Source organism: Pseudonocardia sp. DSM 110487 (assembly GCF_019468565.1).
Lineage (GTDB): Bacteria > Actinomycetota > Actinomycetes > Mycobacteriales > Pseudonocardiaceae > Pseudonocardia.
This window is the reverse complement of the sequence record NZ_CP080521.1, coordinates 2,811,986-2,831,692: the sequence shown is the minus strand read 5'-3', so window position 1 is coordinate 2,831,692 and position 19,707 is coordinate 2,811,986. Positions and strand designations below refer to the sequence as shown.

The following is a 19,707-nucleotide window of genomic DNA, read 5'->3' as shown; positions in this document are numbered from 1 at the left end:
TTGCAGGTGCGGATCGACCCCGTCCCGCTCCCCACTGGGGACGCCGCCACGGCACTCGTCGCGATCCCGGTGAAGGGCAGGGCGCCGCGCACCGGGTACGACCGTGATCAGTTCGGGCAGAGCTGGCGCGACATCGACCGCAACGGCTGCGACCAGCGCAACGACGTGCTCGCCCGCGACCTCGCCGAGGTCGAGTACCGGCCGGGGACGCACTCGTGCGTGGTGCAGGCCGGCATGTTCGCCGACCCGTACTCCGGCCACACCTTCCGGTTCCGGCGCGGCCAGGACACGAGCGACGATGTGCAGATCGACCACGTCGTGGCGCTGAGCAACGCGTGGCAGACCGGGGCACAGCAGCTGGACGTCGAGGCGCGCGAGCGGTTCGCGAACGACCCGCTCAACCTGATGGCCACCGAGGGGGTGGTCAACCAGTCGAAGGGCGACGGTGACGCGGCGACCTGGCTCCCGCCGGCTCGCGGTTACCGCTGCGACTACGTGGCGCGGCAGGTGGCGGTGAAGACCAAGTACCGGTTGTGGGTCACCTCCGCCGAACGGGACGCGATCGCCGCCGTGCTGAGCGCGTGCCCCGGACAGGAACTGCCACCCGACTCGGGTATCCCGGGGTCTTAGTCCTACGCCGGATTTTGTGATCATGGGTGTTCGGGGCCGCTGCTGGGTCCCGTTCGGCGTGGCCGCGCCCATGATCTGAAGTATCGGTTGGCCATGGCTGTGCCGGCAGCCGTGTGCAACCTCTACTTGCGATCTTCGCTTCCATGATCTGGAATTTCGGGTGCTCATGGTCGTGGGGGCAGCCGTGGGCAACCGATAGTTCGGATCTTGCCCGCTGCAGGGGCGCCTCCCCGGTCAGAACACACCAGCTGCAGGGGTGCAGCCCAAGTCCCGATCCCGCTGATCACACCCCAGATCCAAGGGCTGGCCAGGGCGACAACGGGACCACAGCCAGTCGCGTAGCACCCAAACCGCGGCGGTCTCGTCGAGAACGGGCGTGCCCCCGCGTCGGGGACGGCCGCCCGAGCAACCACATGATCCGGTAGTTCACCAACCCGGCCACCTCGCCATGGTGCGGGGGTTGAGGCGAACCGGCGAGAACACGACGGCAGCCGGGGCCGGTGGGTGAGGCCCGGGGCTACCCGGGGCCGGGAACGGCGCGCCCACGAAAGCGTCCGGCACCCGGCCGCCCCCCGGGGGCGTTCCGCGGAACGCCCTCCGACCCAAGCGATGATCAGCGGCTCGGCGCAAAACCCGACGCCCCGCGTCGGGAAACGCGCCGACCTGATGATCACTGGCCCGCCGAGCCGCCCAGCCGGACACTGTGGAGCCCGGCGCGCTCGTCCTCCGGCGACGCGCCCGGTCGACGGGGTGTCTGACCTACGACCGGCTGCGTCGGCCGACACGGGATGCGCCGACAGCTCCGCAGTGCCGAGCGACGGCCCGAGCCCTGCGACCAGAGGAATGATCACGAAGTCCGGCTGGGAGCATCAGGATCCCTGGTCCTGTCCCAACGCCAGCATGAACGCATCTGTGAGCTCCGCCCCGGACGGAGTGGCGTCCGGGTCGAGCAGCCACTGCACGAGCAGGCCGTCGCAGACCACGATCTGGAAGGTCGCCAGCGCCCTCGCCGGGCCGGTCGGCACACCGATGATCTCGGTGATCATCGCCGCGACGGCAGCGCGGCTCTGCTCGTAGATCCCGGCGAGCTGGGCACGCAGCTCGGGCTGGCGCTCGGCCTGCGCGAGCGCCTCGGTGAAGGCCACCGCGAGCCCGCGGTACTCCGTGAAGGACGTGATCATCGCGTCCCACGAGGCCGCGAGCATGGCCCTCCGGTCGGCGGTGGGCTCGACCGCGAGGGCGAGCGAGCGGACCCGCTCGGCCCACTCCTGGAACGACTGCCCCAGCGCCTGGTTGAGCAGCGCCTCCTTCGACCCGAAGTGGTAGCCGATCGAGGCGAGGTTCGTGCCCGAGTCGGCAACCAGGTCCCGCGCGGTCGTGCGCGCGTACCCGCGCTTCTCCAGGCAGCGGCGTGCCGCGGCGAGCAGGTCCTCTCGATGTCCCACCCGATAATCCTAGGCACCCGATCTATACATACGTATGATTGACCGGCATGCAGACGGTTCCCGGTCCCCGCCTTCCGTCCGCCCTCCAGACCGCGCTGGCCTGGGGGCTCCCCCGCTGGTGGCTCGACCGCTGCCACCGCCGCTACGGCGACGTCTTCGCCGTGCGGGGCGCTCCGCTCGGCACGGTCGTCTTCCTGGCCGACCCCGACGACATCAAGGCCGTGTTCGCAGGCGATCCCCGGATCTACCGCGCAGGCGAGGGGAACACCGTGGTGGGCGGCCTCGTCGGCGAGAGCTCCGTGTTGCTGCTCGACGGGCAGGAGCACCGCGAGCGGCGCCGGCAGATGCTGCCCCCGTTCCACAGGGACGCGGTGCGCCGCCAGGTCGAGCAGATGGCCGCGATCGCGGCCGCGGACGTCGCGACGTGGCCGGTGGGGCGGGAGTTCCCGGTGGCACCGCGGATGGCGGCGATCACGCTCGAGGTCATCCTGCGCGTCGTGATCGGCGCCCGGGACGAGCACCGCCTCGACGCGCTGCGCCGCGCTCTGCCGCCCGTCGTGAACTCGGGGTTCATGACGGCCGCCGCCATGATCCGCCCGAGCCTGCTGGACAACCGGCTGTGGGCCGGGGTGCGCCGGGCCCGCGCCGAGGCCGACCGGCTGCTGCGGGCCGAGATCGCCGACCGGAAGGCCGACCCCGCACTGGACGAGCGCACCGACGTCCTCGCGATGCTGGTCCGATCGACGGACATGAGCGAAGACGAGCTGCGCGACCAGCTGATGACGCTCCTGCTCGCCGGCCACGAGACCACCGCCACCGCGCTGTCCTGGACCCTCGAGCGGCTCGTGCGCCACCCGGACGTGCTCGCCCGTGCCGTTCGCGCGGCCGACGACGGGGACGACGAGTACCTGGAGGCGATCGTCAAGGAGAGCCTGCGGGTGCGTCCCGTGCTCTTCGACGTGGCCCGCAAGCTCACCGAGCCCGTCGAGCTGGGCGGCCACCGGATTCCCGCCGGGGTGACGGTGGCGCCGAGCATCGGGCTCGTGCAGCGCTCGGCCCGGCACTACCCGGACCCGCTGCGCTTCGACCCCGACCGGATGCTCGGCGCGACCCTCACCCCGACCACGTGGCTGCCCTTCGGCGGGGGTGCACGACGCTGCCTCGGCGCCACGTTCGCGCAGGTCGAGATGCGGGTGGTGCTGCGCGAGATCCTGCGCAGCGTAGAGCTCGCCCCCAGCAGCGCCCGATCCGAGCGCCAGCGCGCGAAGCACATCACCCTCGTCCCGCACCGCGGGGCCCGGATCCGGGTGCTCGCCCGGCGCCCGGCCGAGCGGACCGCACCGCTGGCCGTCAGCGGTGACGCGTAGCGTCGATGCCGTGCTGACCGACGAGCGCGTGTTCTCCGAGCTCCGGGCACATCTCCTCCGCGTCGGGTACCGCATCACCGGCAGCGTCGCCGACGCCGAGGACGCCGTGCAGGAGGCGTGGCTGCGCATCGCCGGGCTCGACGCGGCGGCGCGGGCGGCCATCCGCGACGAGCGCGCGTGGCTCACCACCGTCGTCGGGCGGCTGTGCCTCGACCGCCTGCGCTCCGCGGCGGCGCGGCGCGAGCGGTACGTCGGACCGTGGCTGCCCGAACCGCTGCTCACCAGCGGCGACGCCGACGATCCCCTCGCCGCGGTGGTCCGCCACGAGGACGTGCGGATGGCCGCGATGGTGGTGTTGGAAAGCCTGTCCCCGCCGCAGCGGGTGGCGTTCGTGCTGCACGAGGCCCTCGCCCTGCCGTACGCGCAGATCGGGGAGGTGCTCGGCTGCTCGGAGGCCACCGCCCGCCAGCACGCGGCCCGGGCCCGCAAGATCGTGGCCGACGCCGACCCGCCGCCGCGGGCGGCCACCGCCGAGCAGGAGGCCCTGCTGGCCCGCTTCGCCGAGGCGATGGCGCGGGCCGACGGCGCCGCGCTGGTGGAGCTCCTGCACCCGGACGTCGTCTGGGTGAGCGATTCGGACGGAAGGGCGAAGGCCGCCCGCCGCCCGGTCGTCGGCGCGGAGAAGGTGGCCCGGTTGCTGCTCGGGCTGCTCGCGACCTACGGCGAGGACATGCTGCACCGCTCATCGGTGCTACAGGTCAACGGCGAGCTCGGCCTGCGCACGCCTGCCGTCGAGTCGCCGGCAGGCGCCGTCGCGGTCTTCGCGGTTCGCGATGGCCGGATCGCCGCCGTCTACCAGGTCGTCAACCCCGAAAAGCTGACGCACCTGCCGGATTCAGGCGCACCCGGCACGCTGCGTCGAACCCCTGGTCGGTGATGCCGAGGGCGTGGTTGGCCCGGCCGCGCATGTTCTCCAGTGCGATGGAGTGGGTGAGCTCGACGAGCCCAGCCCGCCCGAACTCGGCCTCCAGCTCGGCCACCTGCGCGTCGGTCACGGTCATCGGCTGGGCGGTCATCGCGTCGGCGTAGGCGATCGCGAGCCGCTCGGCCCGGTCGTAGAGCGGGCTCGTCTCGTACTCGTCGATGTGCCGCAGGCGCTCGACGTCCAGCCCGTCGAGGCGCTGGAGCATCGTGCCGAAGTCGACGCACCACGAGCACCCCACCACGGTGGCGGTGCGATACACGGCGAGCTCGCGCACCCGTTTGGGCAGCACGCGCGGCGCCCACTCCTGCACGCCGTCCGCCACCAGCGACGCCCAGAACAAGCGCCGGTTGTGCAGGGCCACCGCGAACGGCTCCGGCATGGCACCGAACCGTCGCCGGGCATAGCGGTACACCAGCCGGGCGAAGAAGCCGGCCTCCGACTCGGGAACCGCGGGAATGCGTGGCATGTCGTCCTCCTCGATGTCATCGACACAGGGAGGACGAGACGGCCCGGGAGTTCGTGACAGCAGCTCGTTCGTGAACCTCTCTGTTAACGGTCGTTGCGCACTCCGCCGTTGTTCGTCGCCGCTCCGGGGCCGATCGTTGCCAGCATCACCGCCACGTCGAGGGGGACCGAGATGGCCGAGAACCGACCGGCGCTCATGGGTGCGACCGGCAGGACCACGCGATACTGGCGCCTCGCCTCCCTGATGGGCGCCACCGTCACGATGGGGCTCATGGCCGGCCTGTTCGGCGACTGGGCGCTCACGATCATGCCGGGCCTGCACACCACCGACGACCGCACGTTCGTCGGCGCATTCCAGGCCCTCGAGCAGGCGATCAATAACGCTCCGTTCATGCTCGCCTTCATGGGCGCGCTGGCGTTCACCGCCGTCGCCGCGGTCCTCCACATGCGCGGCGACGACCGCGCGCCGCTGCCGTGGGTCGCGGCGGCGTTCGGCCTCTACCTGGTGGCCTTCGTCATCACCGTCGTGGTCCACGTCCCGCTCAACGACGCACTCGTGGCCGCGGGTGATCCCGACCGCATCACCGACCTCGGGGCCGTACGCGATGCCTTCGACGAGACCCGCTGGGCCAACTGGCACGCGGTCCGGACCGTCGCCACCATTGCCGCCTTCGGGTGCCTCCTCTGGGCACTCGTCCTCCACGGACGCGCCGGCATCCCGCAGCGGGGTCAGCGCCCCTGGTAGGCGGCGACGGCGCGATGGCGGGCGACGGCCTGCTGGTCGGTGAGGATCGCAATTTGGTCGAGCACCACCCGCAGCCGGGCCGCGTCGTCGGCGGCGGCCTTCCACTCGGCGGCGAACACCGGGTCGAGCGAGTCCGGTGCGCCGTCGCGCAAGGCCGTGGCCAGCTCGACGAGGAGCTCGCGCTGGCGGGCCTGCATGGCGAGCCGGCCGGGGTCGCTCATCACGTACCGCAGCGCCACCGCCTTGAGCAGCGCTACCTCCGCTGCTGCCCGGTCCGGGACGACCAGGTCGGCGGTGTAGCGCAACAGCGGGCGGTCGCCGTGGGCCGCACTCGTCGCGTTGACGGCGGCATGCACGAACCGCCCCACGAGCTCGCTCGTGAGCCGCTTGAGCGCCACATGGTCGCCTGCGGACGCGGAAGCGGCCGAGAAGCCGCGTACTGCGGCGACGACCGGCAGCGCCAGCAGCGCGTCGGCGGCCTCCGCGAGCGCACCCGCCTCGCCCCCGAAGGACCGCACCGCGAGGTCCACGAGCGCGGCGCGCTCACCCGGCGCGCCGAGCGCGGCCAGGTCGATGCGCCCGGCGAGGATGCCGTCCTCGACGTCGTGCACGGAGTACGCGACGTCGTCGGACCAGTCCATGATCTGTGCCTCGAGGCAGCGCCGCTCCGGAGGGCCGCCCTCGCGGACCCACGCGAACACGTCGGCGTCCTCGGGGTAGGCGCTGTACTTGCGGTCGCCGGTCCGCCGCACCCACGGGTACTTGCAGGACGCGTCGAGCGAGGCCCGGGTGAGGTTGAGGCCAACCCCGTCGATCTTGAGCTCCAGCTTCGTGAGGATGCGCAGTGTCTGCGCGTTGCCCTCGAAACCACCGTCGAGCCCGCAGTCGGCCGCGAACCCGTCGAGCGCGCGCTCGCCGTTGTGCCCGAACGGCGGGTGGCCGATGTCGTGGGCGAGCCCGGCTGTGTCGACGACGTCCGGATCGCAGCCCAGCTCCTCGGCGATCCCGCGCCCGATCTGCGCGACCTCCAGCGAGTGGGTGAGCCGCGTGCGCGGCACGCCGCTGATCTCGGCGCCCTCCCCCGGCCCGACGACCTGGGTCTTTCCGGCAAGGCGGCGCAGAGCGGCCGAGTGCAGCACCCGGGCGCGGTCGCGGGCGAACGGGCTGCGCCGCTCCCTGCCCGCGCCCTTCGGGGACTCCGGCGCCGGACGGGCTCGATCGTGCGCGGAGTACTCGGCTGACATCACCCGAGCCCCGTGGACTCGGTGTCCACGGACGCGTGGGTGAGCTGGTAGTACAGCAGTGCCGCGGTCTCGCGGACGATGTAGCGCAGCTGCGTCTCCCGCGTCTGTACCACCGGGCCGCTGCGGGTGGGCGAGGTCCACGCGTCGAGCCCGCTGTCGCGCGCCATGGTGCGGGCCCGCAACGAGTGCCACGGATCGCTCACGACGAGAGCGCTCGACCAGCCGTCCTGCTCGGCCCGCGCCGCCACGGCCTGCAGGCTGCCGAGTGTGTCCGATCCCTCGGCGACGGCGATCACGGACTCGGCGGGCACCCCGCGCTCGATCAGGTAGCGCCGCCCGGCCTCGGCCTCGGTGTAGGCGTCGCCGACCCGGCCGCCGCCGGTGGTGACGATCCGTGGGGCGAGGCCGTCCTCGTACAGGGCCTCCGCGTGCCGCAGCCGGTAGGCGAAGACCGAGCTGGGCTCGCCGTCGTACTGCGCTGCCCCCAGCACGATCACGGCGTCGACGGGCTGCCGGTCGTCGACCCGCGCCACCTGCCACACCCGGAAGGCCGTGCCACCGACCACGAGCGCGGCTATCAGCACCGCGCCGACGATCAGCCGGAACACCCAGCCGCGACTCCGGGGCGGCGGGGGGAGGTCGCGCAGCGGGAGGGTGGGTGCCTCCGCCCCGACCAGATCCGCGACGCGGCGCGGTGGGCCTGCGGTGGGAAGCGCTCGCGTGAGATCGTGGCGGGCGGTCATCAGCCGATCCGGCCGTCGCCGGCGGCGAGTGCGATACCCGCACGCCCGGACCGGGCCGCCACCACCTGCGCGACGATCGACACCGCCGTCTCCGCCGGGGTGCGCGCGCCCAGGTCGAGCCCGACCGGCCCGTGCAGCCGCGCCAGCTCGGCCTCGGTGAGGCCGGCCGCGAGCAGCCGCCCGCGGCGCGCGGCCTGGGTGCGGCGCGAGCCCAGGGCGCCGACGAACCCTCGGCCCCGCCGGAGCGCGTCGACCAGCACGACGTCGAAGGCGGGCGCGTGGTCGAGCAGCACGAGGACGTCGGCGTCGGTGAACGCGGCGACGGCGCTGTGCACGGCGTCGAGATCGGTCTCGGCACGCGCCGCCCAGCCGAGCAACCCGGCCTGCGCGATCAGCGCCTCGCCGATGGCGCCCGCCCCGGCGACCAGCACCGACGGCACCGGCACCCAGATGTCGACCAGCAGCTCGCCGGCATCGGTCTGCACGCGCTCGGTGGCGGTGGCCCCGCGGCGCAGCAGCCCGCGGGCCGCTCCGGTGGCCTCCGCATCGAGCTCCGGCGTGCCCAGCGACCCGTGCACGGACTCCAGTTCGGGCCCGGTGAGGACGACCGCGCCCGCGCCCTGCACGGTGGAGACCAGCGCGGCCGGAGCGCCACGTTCGAGCGCCTCACCCAGCGCGACCGCCTGCTCGGCGGGCAGCGGGTGGCCCAGCAGCGTGGCGCCGCCCGCGCAGGCGAGCCCGGCGTCGAGGGCGGTTGCCTCCGCGACGTGCGCATCGCGCGTGTCCGGCCCGGACACCGCGGCGGCGGCCAGCGGCAGGACCGCGTCGTCGAGCGTGCCGCGGTAGAGCGCACCGGCCACCGAGCCATCCGCCGTGCCCGCGACGAGCTGCCCGCTCTCGACCGTGCCGAAACCGTGACGAGCCAGCACACGCACCACACCGATGCCGTCGGGTGCCCACTTCCGCAATGCCGCACCGAGCTCCCTGAGCCCCGGGGCCGCGCCCGCTTCCGTCACAGGGCCCAGGGTAGCGACCGGTTCCGACGGAACCGCTGCCCGAACGCGCCGATCGTGTGACGTGATCCGCAGGCGACTGTGGAACGCACCAATGATCTCCGACGTTGGGAGAGACGAACCTCTATACCTACGGCACAGGAATCATGGATCCCGCAGACAGTACCGGCGCCGTCCTCGCAGGACGGCGTTCTGAACGGGCGGCTCGCCCGTGACCATCCTCTCCATCCTCCTCGGCGTTCTGGCCGTCGCCGCCCTGACCGTGCTCACCGGCTACTTCGTGGCCCAGGAGTTCGGCTACATGGCCGTCGACCGCTCCCGGCTCCAGGCCCGCGCCTCGGCGGGCGACGTGGGCGCACGGCGCGCACTCGGCATCACCCGCCGCACCTCGTTCATGCTGTCCGGCGCGCAGCTGGGCATCACCGTCACCGGCCTGCTGGCCGGCTACGTCGCCGAGCCGATGATCGGCGACGGTCTGGCGGCGCTGCTCGGCGGCACCGGCGTGCCGGAGGGCGTCGGCATCGCCGTCGGCGCCGTCGTGGCGCTGGCCGTGGTCACCGTCGTGCAGATGGTGTTCGGAGAGCTGTTCCCGAAGAACCTCGCGATCGCCCGGCCCGAACCGGTCGCCCGTGCCCTCGCGCTCTCCACGTCGATCTACCTGACCGCGTTCGGCTGGCTGATCCGGCTCTTCGACGCCGCCTCGAACGTGCTGCTCAAGGCCCTGCGGATCGAGCCGGTGCACGACGTCGAGCACGCGGCGACCCCGCGCGACCTCGAGGCGATCATCGACGAGTCCCGCGACAGCGGCGACCTCGACGACGACCTGTCCACCCTGCTCGACCGCGTGCTCGACTTCACCGACCGCACCGCGCGGGCGGCGATGATCCCGCGGCCGCGGGTCACCTCGATCCGCGCCGACGCCACGGTGCCCGAGCTGGTCGAGGTGATGGCATCGGGCCACTCGCGCCTGCCGGTCATCGGGGATGGCCCCGACGACGTGGTCGGCGTGATCTGCCTGCGGGACGTCCTCGCCATCGAGGGCCGCGCCGACCTCGCCACCCTGCGCGTCATCGACGTGGCACGCAGGCCCGTGCTCGTGCCGGCGTCGCTGCCGCTGCCCACGGTGCTCGACCGGCTGCGCGCGGCGGACGACGAGTTCGCCGTGGTCGTCGACGAGTACGGCGGCCTCGCGGGCGTCATCACGGTCGAGGACATCGCAGAGGAGCTCGTCGGCGAGATCACCGACGAGCACGACCCCGCCGGCACCGACGGCCTCGCCGCGGGCGAGGACGAGGGCGACTGGACGGTGCCCGGCACGCTCTCCGTCGACGAGGTCGAGCGCCTGCTCGACGCCGACCTGCCAGAAGGCGAGTACCAGACCATCGGCGGCCTGCTGATCCACGAGCTGCAGCGGCTCCCCGAACCCGGCGACGGCGTCCGGCTCACGCTGGAGAACCCGTCGCTGTCGGAGGAGGGCGAGCCACCCCGCACGCTCGTGCTCACCGTGCTCGCCGTCGAGCGGCACGTGCCGTCCTCGGTGCGGCTGGCCTGGGCCGACCTCGAGGTGGAGTCATGAGCATCGGCGTTGCGCTCGGCGTCTCCGCACTGCTCGTCGCGCTCTCCGCGTTCTTCGTCGCGATCGAGTTCGCGCTCGTCGCCGCCCGCCGCTACCGCCTCGAGGAGGCGGCCGCAACGAGCGCGGCGGCCAGGGCGGCGCTGCGCTCTGCCCGTGACCTGTCGATGCTGCTCGCCGGCTCGCAGCTGGGCATCACCCTCTGCACCGTCGGCCTCGGCGCGATCGGCAAGCCTGCCGTCGAGGAGCTGCTGCACCCGCTCTTCACGGGCCTCGGCGACCCCTGGACCTATGTCGTCTCGTTCGTGCTCTCGCTCATCGTGGTGACATTCGTGCACCTCGTCGTCGGCGAGATGGCGCCCAAGTCGTGGGCGATCGCCCACCCCGAACGCTCCGCCACGATGCTGGCGCTGCCGATGCGGGCGTTCATGCTGCTCACGCGGCCGGTGCTCGTCAGCCTGAACGGCATGGCGAACTGGTGCCTTCGCCGGGTCGGCGTCGAGCCCGTCGACGAGCTCGCGGGCGGGCGCAACCCGGACGACCTGCGCGAGCTGGTGGAGCACTCCGCAACCGCGGGTGCCCTCGACCCCGAGCGGCGCGACCAGATCGTCACCGCACTCGAGCTCGACCGCGCGCCGCTGCGCGAGGTGGTGCGACCCGAGGTGGCAGGCGTGCCGAGCAGCGCCGACGCCGCCGCGATCCGCGCCGCCGCGAGGGCGAGCGGCCACCTGCGGCTCGTCGTCGGCGACGGCGACGGGCGCGCGGTCGGCGTGGTGCACGTCCGCGACGCGCTGGCCGTGCCGGCCACCACCACGGCGGGCGAGCTCATGCGCCCGGTCCGCAGGCTCCCGGCCGACCTGCCGATCCACGACGCCCTGTCCGCCATGCAGGCCGAGCGCAACCAGATCGCGCTCGTGGAGTCCGACGGCGCGGTCGTGGGCCTCGTGACGCTGCACGACCTGCTGGACCGGCTGCTGCCCGCACCCGCGTAGACCGTGCCGCCAAGGTCACGCTGACCGGCGAGGAAGGTCAGCCTAAGCTCCACCCGACGTCGTTGAGGGGAGCAGCCGTGGGGCGAAGGAAGTCGGGAGCAGTCACCGTCGCGTTGATGGTGGCCGCGCTGCTGGCCGGGTGTGCCGGGCAGCCCGCCCCACCGCCGCCCGCCGCGCCGGTAGAGGGCAGGGCGTTCCCGGTCACGGTCGAGCACGCCTTCGGCGCCACGGTGGTGCCCGCGGCGCCGCAGCGCATCGTGACGGCGGGTTACACCGAGCAGGACGTCGTGCTGGCGCTCGGCGCGTCCCCGATCGGGGTGACCGAGTGGTACGGCGAGCACCCGTCCGCCACCTGGCCGTGGGCGCAGGACGAGCTGGGCAACGCCCGGCCGGAGGTGCTGAGCATCAACGACGGGTTCCAGTACGAGCGGATCGCGGCGCTCCGTCCCGACCTCATCGTGGCCACCAACGCCGGCGTGGACCAGGCGAGCTACGACCGGCTCTCGGCGATCGCCCCCACCATCGCGCAGCCGGCCGGGGCCACCGCCTTCTTCTCGCCGTGGGACGCCCAGACCGTCCAGATCGGCAGGGCGCTGGGCAAGGAGCAGGCCGCGCGGGAGCTCGTGGACGGCATCAAGGCGCGGTTCGCGGCCGTCGCCGCCGCGCACCCGCAGTTCGCCGGGACGCCCGCGATCTTCCTGCAGGCCCCGTACTACGAGGGCGCGGCGCTCGCCTACCCGGAGGGCCTGTCCACCGCGTTCCTGACCGACCTCGGGTTCGTGGTGCCGGACGAGGTGCAGCGCTTCGCTCCGGCCAACGGGGACGTCTTCGGCCAGGCGCCGATCCCGCTCGAGCAGCTGAGCGTGCTCAACGCGGGAAAGGTTCTGATCTGGGCCACCGAGGACGCGGAGGCCAGGACCGCGCTCGAGGCGCAGCCGCTCTACCGCCAGCTCACACCGGTGCGCGACGGGCACCTGGTGTTCACCGACGCCACGCTCGCCGGGGCCATCTACTTCACCACCCCGCTGAGCCTGCCGTACGTGCTCGACAACCTCGTGCCGCTGTTGGAGAAGGCCGTGGCGGGCAACCCGGAGACCGTTCCGGCGCCGTGATCGTGGACCTCGCCGCCGGCGCAGCCCGTGTCGGTCGACGCAGCCCGTCGTAGGTCAGACACCCCGTCGACCGGGTGTGTCAGCCGAGAACGAGCGCGCCGGCGACACAGGTTGGCCTGCGATCATCAGGTTGGCGCGTTTCCCGACACGGGGCGTCGGGTTTCGCGCCGAGCCGCTGATCAGCGCCTGGGGCGCGGTGCGTTCCGCGGAACGCACCCCCCGGGGGGTGCGGCCGGGTGCCGGACGCTTTCATGGGCGCGCCGTACCCGGCCCCGGGTAGCCCCCGGCCTCGCCCACCGGCCCTCGGCTGCGTCGTGTTCTCGCCGGTTCACCTCGACCGCGTCGCCTTGTGGGGGTGGCTGGGTTGGGTGCACGACCGGATCATGTGGTTACTCGGGCGGCCGTCCCCGACGCGGGGGCACGCCTGTTCTCGACGAGACCGCCGCGGTTTGTGTGCTACGCGACTGGCTGTGGTCCCGTTGTCGCCCCTGGCCAGCTCTGGAATCTGAGGTGTGATCAGCGGAATCGGGACCTGAGCTGCACCCCTGCAGCTGATGTCCCGTTCCTGGCGATCATGGCGCGGGGCACACCCGCCGAGATGGCACCCTGCGCTGTCAGGTCTTCGCCTGAAGGACGCTCAGTGCCATCTCGGTACCGGCAGCCCGAGGATGATCAGCACCTGCGGTTCTCCGGCCGCACCGGTGCGGCTCTGTGACCACACTCCGCGATCATCGTCCTCGGGCGGGCCGATCGTGGGCGTTCCGTTCAGCAGCCGAGCAAGCGGGTCGCCAGGTAGCTCTCCACCTGGTCCAGCGCCACACGCTCCTGAGCCATCGAGTCGCGCTCGCGGATCGTGACGGCCTGGTCGGTGAGGGTGTCGAAGTCAACCGTGACGCAGAACGGCGTGCCGATCTCGTCCTGGCGGCGGTAGCGGCGGCCGATCGCGCCCGCGTCGTCGAACTCCACGTTCCAGTGCTTGCGCAGCTGAGCGGCCAGGTCACGGGCCTTCGGCGAGAGGTCGGCGTTCCGCGAGAGCGGCAGCACGGCGGCCTTGACGGGCGCCAGCCGTCGGTCGAGCCGCAGCACCACCCGCTTGTCGACACCGCCCTTGGCGTTGGGCGCCTCGTCCTCGACGTAGGCCTCGACGAGGAACGCCATCATCGACCGGCCGACGCCTGCCGCAGGCTCGATGACGTACGGGCGGTAGCGGGTGTCGGTGGCCTGGTCGTAGAACGACAGGTCCACACCGGAGTGGTTGGAGTGCGTGGACAGGTCGAAGTCGGTGCGGTTGGCGATGCCCTCCAGCTCGCCCCACTCCTGCCCCTGGAAGCCGAACCGGTACTCGATGTCGACGGTGCGCTTCGAGTAGTGGGAGAGCTTCTCCTTGGGGTGTTCGTAGTGGCGCAGGTTCTCCTGCGAGATGCCGAGGTCGACGTACCAGGCCGTGCGCTCGTCGATCCAGTACTGGTGCAGCTCCTCGTCGGAGCCGGGCTCGACGAAGTACTCCATCTCCATCTGCTCGAACTCGCGCGTGCGGAAGATGAAGTTGCCGGGCGTGATCTCGTTGCGGAAGCTCTTGCCCATCTGGCCGATGCCGAACGGCGGCTTCTTGCGCGACGTGGTCTGCACGTTGAGGAAGTTGACGAAGATGCCCTGCGCCGTCTCCGGACGCAGGTAGTGCAGGCCCTCCTCGGACTCCACCGGGCCGAGGTAGGTCTTGAGCATCATGTTGAAGTCGCGCGGCTCGGTGTACTGGCCGCGCGTGCCGCAGTTGGGGCAGGGCACGTCGGACAGATCGTCCTCCGACACCTCCTTGCCCGTGCGCTCGGAGTACTCCTCGGCGAGCTGGTCGGCCCGGAACCTGCGGTGGCAGGACAGGCACTCCACCAGCGGGTCGGTGAACACGCCGACGTGGCCGGAGGCCACCCACACCTGGCGCGGCAGGATCACCGACGAGTCGAGGCCCACGACATCCTCGCGGCTGGTGACCGTTGCCTTCCACCACTGCCGCTTGATGTTCTCCTTGAGCTCGACGCCCAGCGGACCGTAGTCCCACGCCGACCGCGTACCGCCGTAGATCTCCCCCGACGCGAAGACGAAGCCGCGCCGCTTGGCGAGCGCGACGATGGTGTCGATCTTTGCGGACGAGGGCTTGCTGGCCACGGGTGACTCCAGGTGGACGGACGGTGAGCTCCCAGGGTATCCGGCGCGATCCACCGCATTGCCCGACCCCGGTTCCGCACGCCTCCATATACAGCTTGTACTTATATAAGTGGAGGCTGTACATTGGCCCTGTGCACGCGTTCGACGTCCTCGGCGACCCGGTCCGCCGCCGGATCCTCGAGCTACTGGCCGAGGGCGAGCAGACCTCCGGAGCGGTCACCGCCGTCGTCCGCGCGGAGTTCGGCATCTCGCAGCCCGCGGTGTCCCAGCACCTCAAGGTGCTGCGCAACAGCGGCTTCGCCACCGTGCGCCCCGAGGGCACCCGCAGGCTCTACGCGGTGCGGCCGGAGCCGCTGCAGGACGTCGACGTGTGGCTGGAGCGCTTCCGGCGGTTCTGGACGCCGCGCCTGGCCGCACTGGCCACCGAGATCGAGCGCGGCAAGCGGGAGCGCAGGCGACACGACACCCACCCCGAGGAGTGACATGTTCGACATCGACCCCCAGATCAGCGCTGTGAACCGCGCGGTCGGCAGTCGGGAGCGCGACGGCCGCGAGGCCAAGGTCGTGACGATCAGCCAGGCCTACGACACCGACGTCGAGGATCTCTGGCAGGCCTGCACGACGGCCGAGCGCCTCGGGCGCTGGTTCGCCCCGGTGTCCGGCGAGCTGCGGCTCGGCGGGCGCTACCAGATCGAGGGCAATGCGAGCGGCACGGTCGAGAGTTGCGATCCGCCCAAGAGCTTCTCCCTCACGTGGGAGTTCGGCGGCGGGGTGAGCTGGGTCGACGTGCGCCTCACGCCAGAGCCCGGCGGCGGCTCGCGCTTCGAGCTCGAACACACCGCCCACCCCGAGGAGCACTGGGAGCAGTACGGGCCGGGCGCCGTTGGGCTCGGGTACGACATGGCCCTCGCCGCGCTGGCGCTGCACCTGTCCACCGGCGGGACCACCAACGACACCGAGCACGCCGGCTTCTGGGCGTCGGACAACGGCAAGCGGTACCTCGCCGCGTCCGGGGAGCGCTGGTACGAGGCCGACGTCGCGGGCGGCGCCGACCCCGAGGCCGCCCGGGCCGCTGCCGACCGGACGGTCGAGGCGTACACCGCCTGAACCACGCGCTCGCTGCGGTCCTCGCAGGAGCCCGGGGGTCTGCGAGGACCGCACCCCGCGCGCCGTCTGGCACGCTTCCCAGGTGCGCTTCATCGACGTCGCCGAGCGGCGGAACCGGCTCGCGGCTCGGCACCTGCTGACGCCTGCAGGCCGCACCGACGACGTCGTCGCCATCGCCGACGCGCTGTCCGGCCTGCACTCCAGCGACCCCGTCACCGTGCATCTGTCGGTGGCGGCCCGGATGCGCCACCCCGTGCTGCCGGCCGTCGACAAGGCGCTCTACGCCGAGCGGTCGCTGGTGCGCCACCACGCCATGCGGCGCACGCTCTGGGTGTTCGGGCACGAGCTCGCGCGGGCGGCCCACCACTCGTCCACCGTCACGCTGCTGGCGCGGCAGCGGAAGATGCTGCTGGACGCCGTCGCCGGCGCGGGCCTCGGGCCCGATGCAGAGCGCTGGGTCGGCGCCGCGTCCACCGAGATCCTCGCCGTGCTCGCCGACAAGGGGCCGGTGAGCGCACGCGAACTCGGAAAGCTGGTACCGCACCTCGCCGTGCCGATCACGATCGGCACCGGGCGGCAGGCCACCGTGCTGGCCGCTCATTCCCGGCTGCTGCTGGTGCTCGGGTTCGAGGGCAGGGTGCTGCGGGCCCAGCCCACCGGCACGTGGATCAACGGGCAGTACCGGTGGGCAGCGACCCACGCCTGGGCACGGGTGTTCTCCGAGCCCGTCGACCCGCACGCCGCGGCCGCCACGCTCGCCCGCTCCTGGCTGCGCGCATACGGCCCGGGCACCAGGGCCGACCTGCAGTGGTGGGCCGGCTGGACGGTCGCCACCACGAAGCGGGCGCTGGCCGACGTCGGCGCCGTCGAGGTCGAGCTCGCCGAAGGGCCCGGCTACGTGCTGCCCGACGACGTCGACCCGGCTGCCTCCGCCGAGCCGTCCGTGGCGCTGCTGCCCGGGCTCGACCCCTCCACGATGGGCTGGAAGCAGCGCGGCTTCCACCTCGACCCCGTCCACGTCCCGCTCCTGTTCGACCGCAACGGCAACGGCGGCCCGACGATCTGGGTGGACGGCCGAATCGTCGGCGGATGGGTGCAGCGCGCCGACGGCACCATCGCACTGCGGGTGCTGGAGGACATCGGCGCCGAGCGACACGCCGAGGTCGAGCGCACGGCCCACGAGCTGGAGCGCCTGTTGGGAGACGTCCGCTTCACTCCTCGCTTCCCGGCCCCGTTGCAGACCGAACTCCGGGCCTGAGACCCGGCACTCCCGGTGGTCGAGTAGCGCCGGCCCGCCAGGGCCGGCGCGTATCGAGACCACCTCCACCTGCAGGATCGTGGTCTCGATACGGGACGGCGCTGGGGCGCCGTCTCTACTCGACCACCGGGATCTGAGCGAGCAGGCTCGGATGGGTGCTCGCCCTGCCCGCCTCCGCCGTGACCAGCGTCTCGAACGTGGCGGGCTCGTCGGCCAGCGCCTCCGACAGCAGCGGCACCACGTGCTCGCGCACCGGGAACGGGGACAGGGCGCGGCGGTAGGCGTCCACCGAGGAGAAGCGGACGGTCAGCACCCAGCGGCTCGGCTCGTCGACCGAACGGCCCAGTTCACCGCCGAGGCACCCGTCCGCGGCCGTGAGCAGTTCCAGCGCCGTGCGGGCGCGGGCGAGCAGATCGGGGGTGGTGGTGAACCGGCACACGAGCAGCACGCCCCCACCCTTCCAGCACACGCCTACGATGGGGGTGCGGCCCGCACGGATCGACCGCCGGGGAGCGCGGCCGCCGCTCCCGGGGATGGGGACGCAGATGTCGATCGTCGCAGGTGCGGGGCATTCCGGCCCGACCACCGCCGATGGTGTGCTGCCCGTCGACGATCACGCCGAGCACCCGCGGTCCACGCCGGCGCCGGTACGCACCCCGCGCACGCTCGCGGCAGCGGGCGACCTGCTGCGTGCGCTCGCCGCTCCGGTACGCATCGCGATCGTGCTGCAGCTCCTGGTGTCCGACCGGTGCGTGCACGACCTCGTCGACGCGCTCGGCGTCGCCCAGCCACTCATCAGCCAGCACCTTCGGGTGTTGAAGTCGGCAGGCGTGGTGCACGGCGAGCGCCGCGGCCGGGAGGTGGTGTACTCCCTGGTCGACGACCACCTCGCGCACATCGTGGTCGACGCGGTCGCACACGTCGAGGAGGGGCGATGAACACCGACGTGAACGGGCAGGCGCCCACCACCAGAGCGCTGCGCGCCACCCGGCAGCGGGCGGCGGTGTCCGCACTGCTGGACCGGCTGGAGGACTTCCGCTCCGCTCAGGAGATCCACGAAGAGCTGCGCCGCGCGGGCGAGGGAATCGGGCTCACCACGGTCTACCGCACGCTGCAGACCCTCGCCGACGGCGGCGAGGTCGACGTGCTGCGCACCGGCTCGGGCGAGGCCGTCTACCGCCGCTGCGCCTCCGCGGAGCACCACCACCACCTCGTCTGCCGCCGCTGCGGCCACACGGTCGAGATCGAGGGTCCCGCGGTGGAGACATGGGCGCGGCGGGTGGCCGAGACCCACGGGTTCGTGGAGCTGAGCCACACGGCCGAGGTCTTCGGCCTCTGCAAGGACTGCGGCGCCGCCCGCTGACGATCAGCGCGGAACCGTCCGATCGTGGCCAGCCCTGGACCCCGGCCGCCTGCTGCGGGAGCATCGTGGAGAGCCCGAACCGGAAGGGAGATGACCTGCCGATGGAGGCCAAGACGGGCGACCACATCGTCGTCGAAGGCACGATCGTCGACCAGGCGCGACGCGAGGGCGAGATTCTCGAAGTGATCGGCTCCGGCGACCGCACCTGCTACCGGGTGCGCTGGCAGGACGGCCACGAGTCCGTCTTCCAGCCGGGCGCCGGCGCACACGTCACGTCGCCGGGCTGAGCTCCGCTCGCAAGCTGGAGGCACCGCTCACCACGAGCATCAGCAGCGTTCCCATCGCCTTCTCGTCCAGACCGGCGGCGGGGAACGCGTAGCGCCAGGTGACGTCCCAGCCTGCGCTGCCGCGAATCACGCGCGCGGTGCCGAACAGGCCCTCGCCCACGCCGAGCGCCACCTGCGTGGGCACGTCGGACTCGGCGGGCAGGTCCCACGCCACCACGCAGGTGAGGTTGAGGACCGGCAGGCCATCCTCGATGTCGAGGCCCTGCAGCGCGCAGACGACGCCGCCGTGGGCGAAGGTGAGGGCGCCGTCCTCGTCGACGGTGACGTCGTGGAAGCGTTCCAGCGCGGCTTTCGCGACGGCCAGCTGGTCGGCGATGGCACCGGTCACGAGGCGGCCTCCGGGGTGTCGAGCGCGCCGCCGAACCGGCGGTCGCGCCGTGCGTAGATCTCGATCGCCTGCCACAGGTGGCGGCGGTCGAAGTCGGGGAAGAGCGTGTCGAGGAAGACCAGCTCCGCGTATGCGGACTGCCAGAGCAGGAAGTTCGATGTGCGCTGCTCCCCCGATGAACGCACGAACAGGTCGACGTCGGGCATGTCCGGCTCGTCGAGGTACCGCGCGATCGTCCGCTCGTCGATCTTGTCGGGCTTGATCCGGCCCTCCGCGACCTGGCGCGCGATCTGCTTCACGGCGTCGGCGATCTCTGCCCGCCCGCCGTAGTTGACGCACATGGTGAGCGTCAGCACGTCGTTGTGCTTCGTCTTCTCCTCGGCGATCTCCAGCTCCTTGATCACCGAACGCCACAGCCGGGGACGCCTGCCCGCCCAGCGCACGCGCACGCCCATCGCGTCCATCTCGTCGACGCGGCGGCGGATCACGTCCCGGTTGAAGCCCATGAGGAAGCGCACCTCGTCGGGGCTGCGTTTCCAGTTCTCGGTGGAGAACGCGTAGGCCGACAGCCACCGGACCCCGATGTCGATCGCGCCGCGGGCCACGTCCATCAGGGCGGCCTCTCCGCGGCGGTGCCCCTCGATCCGGGGCAGCCCGCGGGCGTTGGCCCAGCGGCCGTTGCCGTCCATGACCAGCGCGACGTGGTTCGGCACCAGCTCGCGCGGGATCGCCGGGGGCCGCGCGCCCGACGGGTGCGGCGGCGGAGGCTGGAACCGGCGGCTCACGAGCCAACCCTAGGGGGCGGGGTGCGGGAAACCTCAGGGTCC

22 protein-coding genes are annotated in these 19,707 nt (G+C 72.5%); 13 read left to right on the top strand and 9 right to left on the bottom strand.

Going from position 1 to position 19,707, the window contains the following annotated elements; genetic code table 11:
* The first annotated feature begins 6 nt into the window (after window positions 1-6).
* On the top strand, window positions 7-630 hold the full coding sequence (locus tag K1T35_RS13000) for an HNH endonuclease family protein (protein WP_255621831.1): 624 nt from the start codon (window positions 7-9) through the stop codon (window positions 628-630).
* 869 nt (window positions 631-1,499) lie between these two features.
* On the opposite strand, the gene K1T35_RS12995 is transcribed toward K1T35_RS13000, so the two are convergent.
* Entirely contained in the window at window positions 1,500-2,075 is a 576-nt protein-coding gene (locus K1T35_RS12995; protein ID WP_220260418.1) for a TetR/AcrR family transcriptional regulator, read from the bottom strand.
* A 47-nt stretch (window positions 2,076-2,122) separates the two neighbouring features.
* On the opposite strand from K1T35_RS12995, the gene K1T35_RS12990 reads away from it, so the two are divergent.
* The gene (locus K1T35_RS12990; protein ID WP_220260417.1) at window positions 2,123-3,442 is read left to right on the top strand and encodes a cytochrome P450; all 1,320 of its coding nucleotides are present in this window, start codon (window positions 2,123-2,125) and stop codon (window positions 3,440-3,442) included.
* Window positions 3,443-3,452: 10 nt separating this feature from the next.
* Entirely contained in the window at window positions 3,453-4,379 is a 927-nt protein-coding gene (gene sigJ, locus K1T35_RS12985) for an RNA polymerase sigma factor SigJ (RefSeq protein ID WP_255621830.1), read from the top strand.
* Here the strand turns inward: sigJ and K1T35_RS12980 are convergent.
* On the bottom strand, window positions 4,306-4,893 hold the full coding sequence (locus K1T35_RS12980) for a carboxymuconolactone decarboxylase family protein (protein ID WP_220260414.1): 588 nt from the start codon (window positions 4,891-4,893) through the stop codon (window positions 4,306-4,308). The two genes, sigJ and K1T35_RS12980, sit on opposite strands and share 74 nt — an antisense overlap.
* A gap of 171 nt (window positions 4,894-5,064) precedes the next feature.
* On the opposite strand from K1T35_RS12980, the gene K1T35_RS12975 reads away from it, so the two are divergent.
* Window positions 5,065-5,637, top strand: coding sequence for a DUF1772 domain-containing protein (locus tag K1T35_RS12975; protein WP_220260413.1), 573 nt, complete (start codon window positions 5,065-5,067; stop codon window positions 5,635-5,637).
* On the opposite strand, the gene K1T35_RS12970 is transcribed toward K1T35_RS12975, so the two are convergent.
* Genes K1T35_RS12970 through K1T35_RS12960 form a run of 3 tightly spaced genes read right to left on the bottom strand, consistent with a single transcriptional unit; the run spans window position 5,622 to window position 8,640 of the window.
* Window positions 5,622-6,881 carry a deoxyguanosinetriphosphate triphosphohydrolase gene (locus K1T35_RS12970; protein ID WP_220262563.1) on the bottom strand — a complete coding sequence of 420 codons (1,260 nt, stop codon included), beginning with the start codon at window positions 6,879-6,881 and terminating at the stop codon, window positions 5,622-5,624. The genes K1T35_RS12975 and K1T35_RS12970 overlap by 16 nt on opposite strands.
* On the bottom strand, window positions 6,881-7,624 hold the full coding sequence (locus K1T35_RS12965; RefSeq protein ID WP_220260412.1) for a YdcF family protein: 744 nt from the start codon (window positions 7,622-7,624) through the stop codon (window positions 6,881-6,883). The genes K1T35_RS12970 and K1T35_RS12965 overlap by 1 nt, the downstream gene beginning before the upstream one ends.
* Window positions 7,624-8,640 (bottom strand): XdhC family protein, encoded by a 1,017-nt coding sequence (locus tag K1T35_RS12960; RefSeq protein WP_255621829.1) that lies wholly within the window; start codon window positions 8,638-8,640, stop codon window positions 7,624-7,626. Before K1T35_RS12960 ends, K1T35_RS12965 begins: the two co-directional genes overlap by 1 nt.
* Window positions 8,641-8,848: 208 nt before the next feature.
* Here K1T35_RS12960 and K1T35_RS12955 point away from each other — a divergent pair, with 208 nt between their 5' ends.
* From K1T35_RS12955 to K1T35_RS12945, 3 genes are all read left to right on the top strand, one after another.
* On the top strand, window positions 8,849-10,213 hold the full coding sequence (locus K1T35_RS12955; protein ID WP_220260411.1) for a hemolysin family protein: 1,365 nt from the start codon (window positions 8,849-8,851) through the stop codon (window positions 10,211-10,213).
* On the top strand, window positions 10,210-11,202 hold the full coding sequence (locus K1T35_RS12950) for a hemolysin family protein (protein ID WP_220260410.1): 993 nt from the start codon (window positions 10,210-10,212) through the stop codon (window positions 11,200-11,202). Before K1T35_RS12955 ends, K1T35_RS12950 begins: the two co-directional genes overlap by 4 nt.
* Window positions 11,203-11,279: 77 nt before the next feature.
* Window positions 11,280-12,314: an ABC transporter substrate-binding protein gene (locus K1T35_RS12945; RefSeq protein ID WP_220260409.1), complete on the top strand. Its 1,035-nt coding sequence runs from the start codon at window positions 11,280-11,282 to the stop codon at window positions 12,312-12,314.
* A gap of 765 nt (window positions 12,315-13,079) precedes the next feature.
* Here K1T35_RS12945 and K1T35_RS12940 read toward each other — a convergent pair.
* Complete coding sequence (locus K1T35_RS12940) at window positions 13,080-14,477, bottom strand: glycine--tRNA ligase (protein WP_220260408.1); 1,398 nt, start codon at window positions 14,475-14,477, stop codon at window positions 13,080-13,082.
* A 131-nt stretch (window positions 14,478-14,608) separates the two neighbouring features.
* Here K1T35_RS12940 and K1T35_RS12935 point away from each other — a divergent pair, with 131 nt between their 5' ends.
* From K1T35_RS12935 to K1T35_RS12925, 3 genes are all read left to right on the top strand, one after another.
* Entirely contained in the window at window positions 14,609-14,959 is a 351-nt protein-coding gene (locus K1T35_RS12935) for a helix-turn-helix transcriptional regulator (protein ID WP_220260407.1), read from the top strand.
* Window position 14,960: 1 nt separating this feature from the next.
* Window positions 14,961-15,584: an SRPBCC family protein gene (locus K1T35_RS12930; protein WP_220260406.1), complete on the top strand. Its 624-nt coding sequence runs from the start codon at window positions 14,961-14,963 to the stop codon at window positions 15,582-15,584.
* Between the two features lie 82 nt (window positions 15,585-15,666).
* Window positions 15,667-16,842, top strand: coding sequence for a winged helix DNA-binding domain-containing protein (locus K1T35_RS12925; RefSeq protein ID WP_220260405.1), 1,176 nt, complete (start codon window positions 15,667-15,669; stop codon window positions 16,840-16,842).
* Window positions 16,843-16,957: 115 nt separating this feature from the next.
* Here K1T35_RS12925 and K1T35_RS12920 read toward each other — a convergent pair whose 3' ends face one another.
* The gene (locus K1T35_RS12920; RefSeq protein WP_220260404.1) at window positions 16,958-17,290 is read right to left on the bottom strand and encodes an antibiotic biosynthesis monooxygenase; all 333 of its coding nucleotides are present in this window, start codon (window positions 17,288-17,290) and stop codon (window positions 16,958-16,960) included.
* 97 nt (window positions 17,291-17,387) lie between these two features.
* Here K1T35_RS12920 and K1T35_RS12915 point away from each other — a divergent pair, with 97 nt between their 5' ends.
* The 3 genes from K1T35_RS12915 (at window position 17,388) to K1T35_RS12905 (ending at window position 18,492) form a co-directional block, all read left to right on the top strand.
* A complete protein-coding gene (locus K1T35_RS12915; RefSeq protein ID WP_220260403.1) occupies window positions 17,388-17,780 on the top strand; it encodes a metalloregulator ArsR/SmtB family transcription factor in 393 nt (130 codons plus the stop codon).
* Window positions 17,777-18,205 (top strand): Fur family transcriptional regulator, encoded by a 429-nt coding sequence (locus tag K1T35_RS12910; RefSeq protein WP_220260402.1) that lies wholly within the window; start codon window positions 17,777-17,779, stop codon window positions 18,203-18,205. Before K1T35_RS12915 ends, K1T35_RS12910 begins: the two co-directional genes overlap by 4 nt.
* A 101-nt stretch (window positions 18,206-18,306) precedes the next feature.
* Window positions 18,307-18,492, top strand: coding sequence for a DUF1918 domain-containing protein (locus K1T35_RS12905; protein WP_220260401.1), 186 nt, complete (start codon window positions 18,307-18,309; stop codon window positions 18,490-18,492).
* Here K1T35_RS12905 and K1T35_RS12900 read toward each other — a convergent pair.
* Window positions 18,476-18,880, bottom strand: coding sequence for a hypothetical protein (locus K1T35_RS12900; protein WP_255621827.1), 405 nt, complete (start codon window positions 18,878-18,880; stop codon window positions 18,476-18,478). The two genes, K1T35_RS12905 and K1T35_RS12900, sit on opposite strands and share 17 nt — an antisense overlap.
* Window positions 18,877-19,665: an isoprenyl transferase gene (locus tag K1T35_RS12895; RefSeq protein WP_220260400.1), complete on the bottom strand. Its 789-nt coding sequence runs from the start codon at window positions 19,663-19,665 to the stop codon at window positions 18,877-18,879. Before K1T35_RS12895 ends, K1T35_RS12900 begins: the two co-directional genes overlap by 4 nt.
* Window positions 19,666-19,707 lie beyond the last annotated feature (42 nt).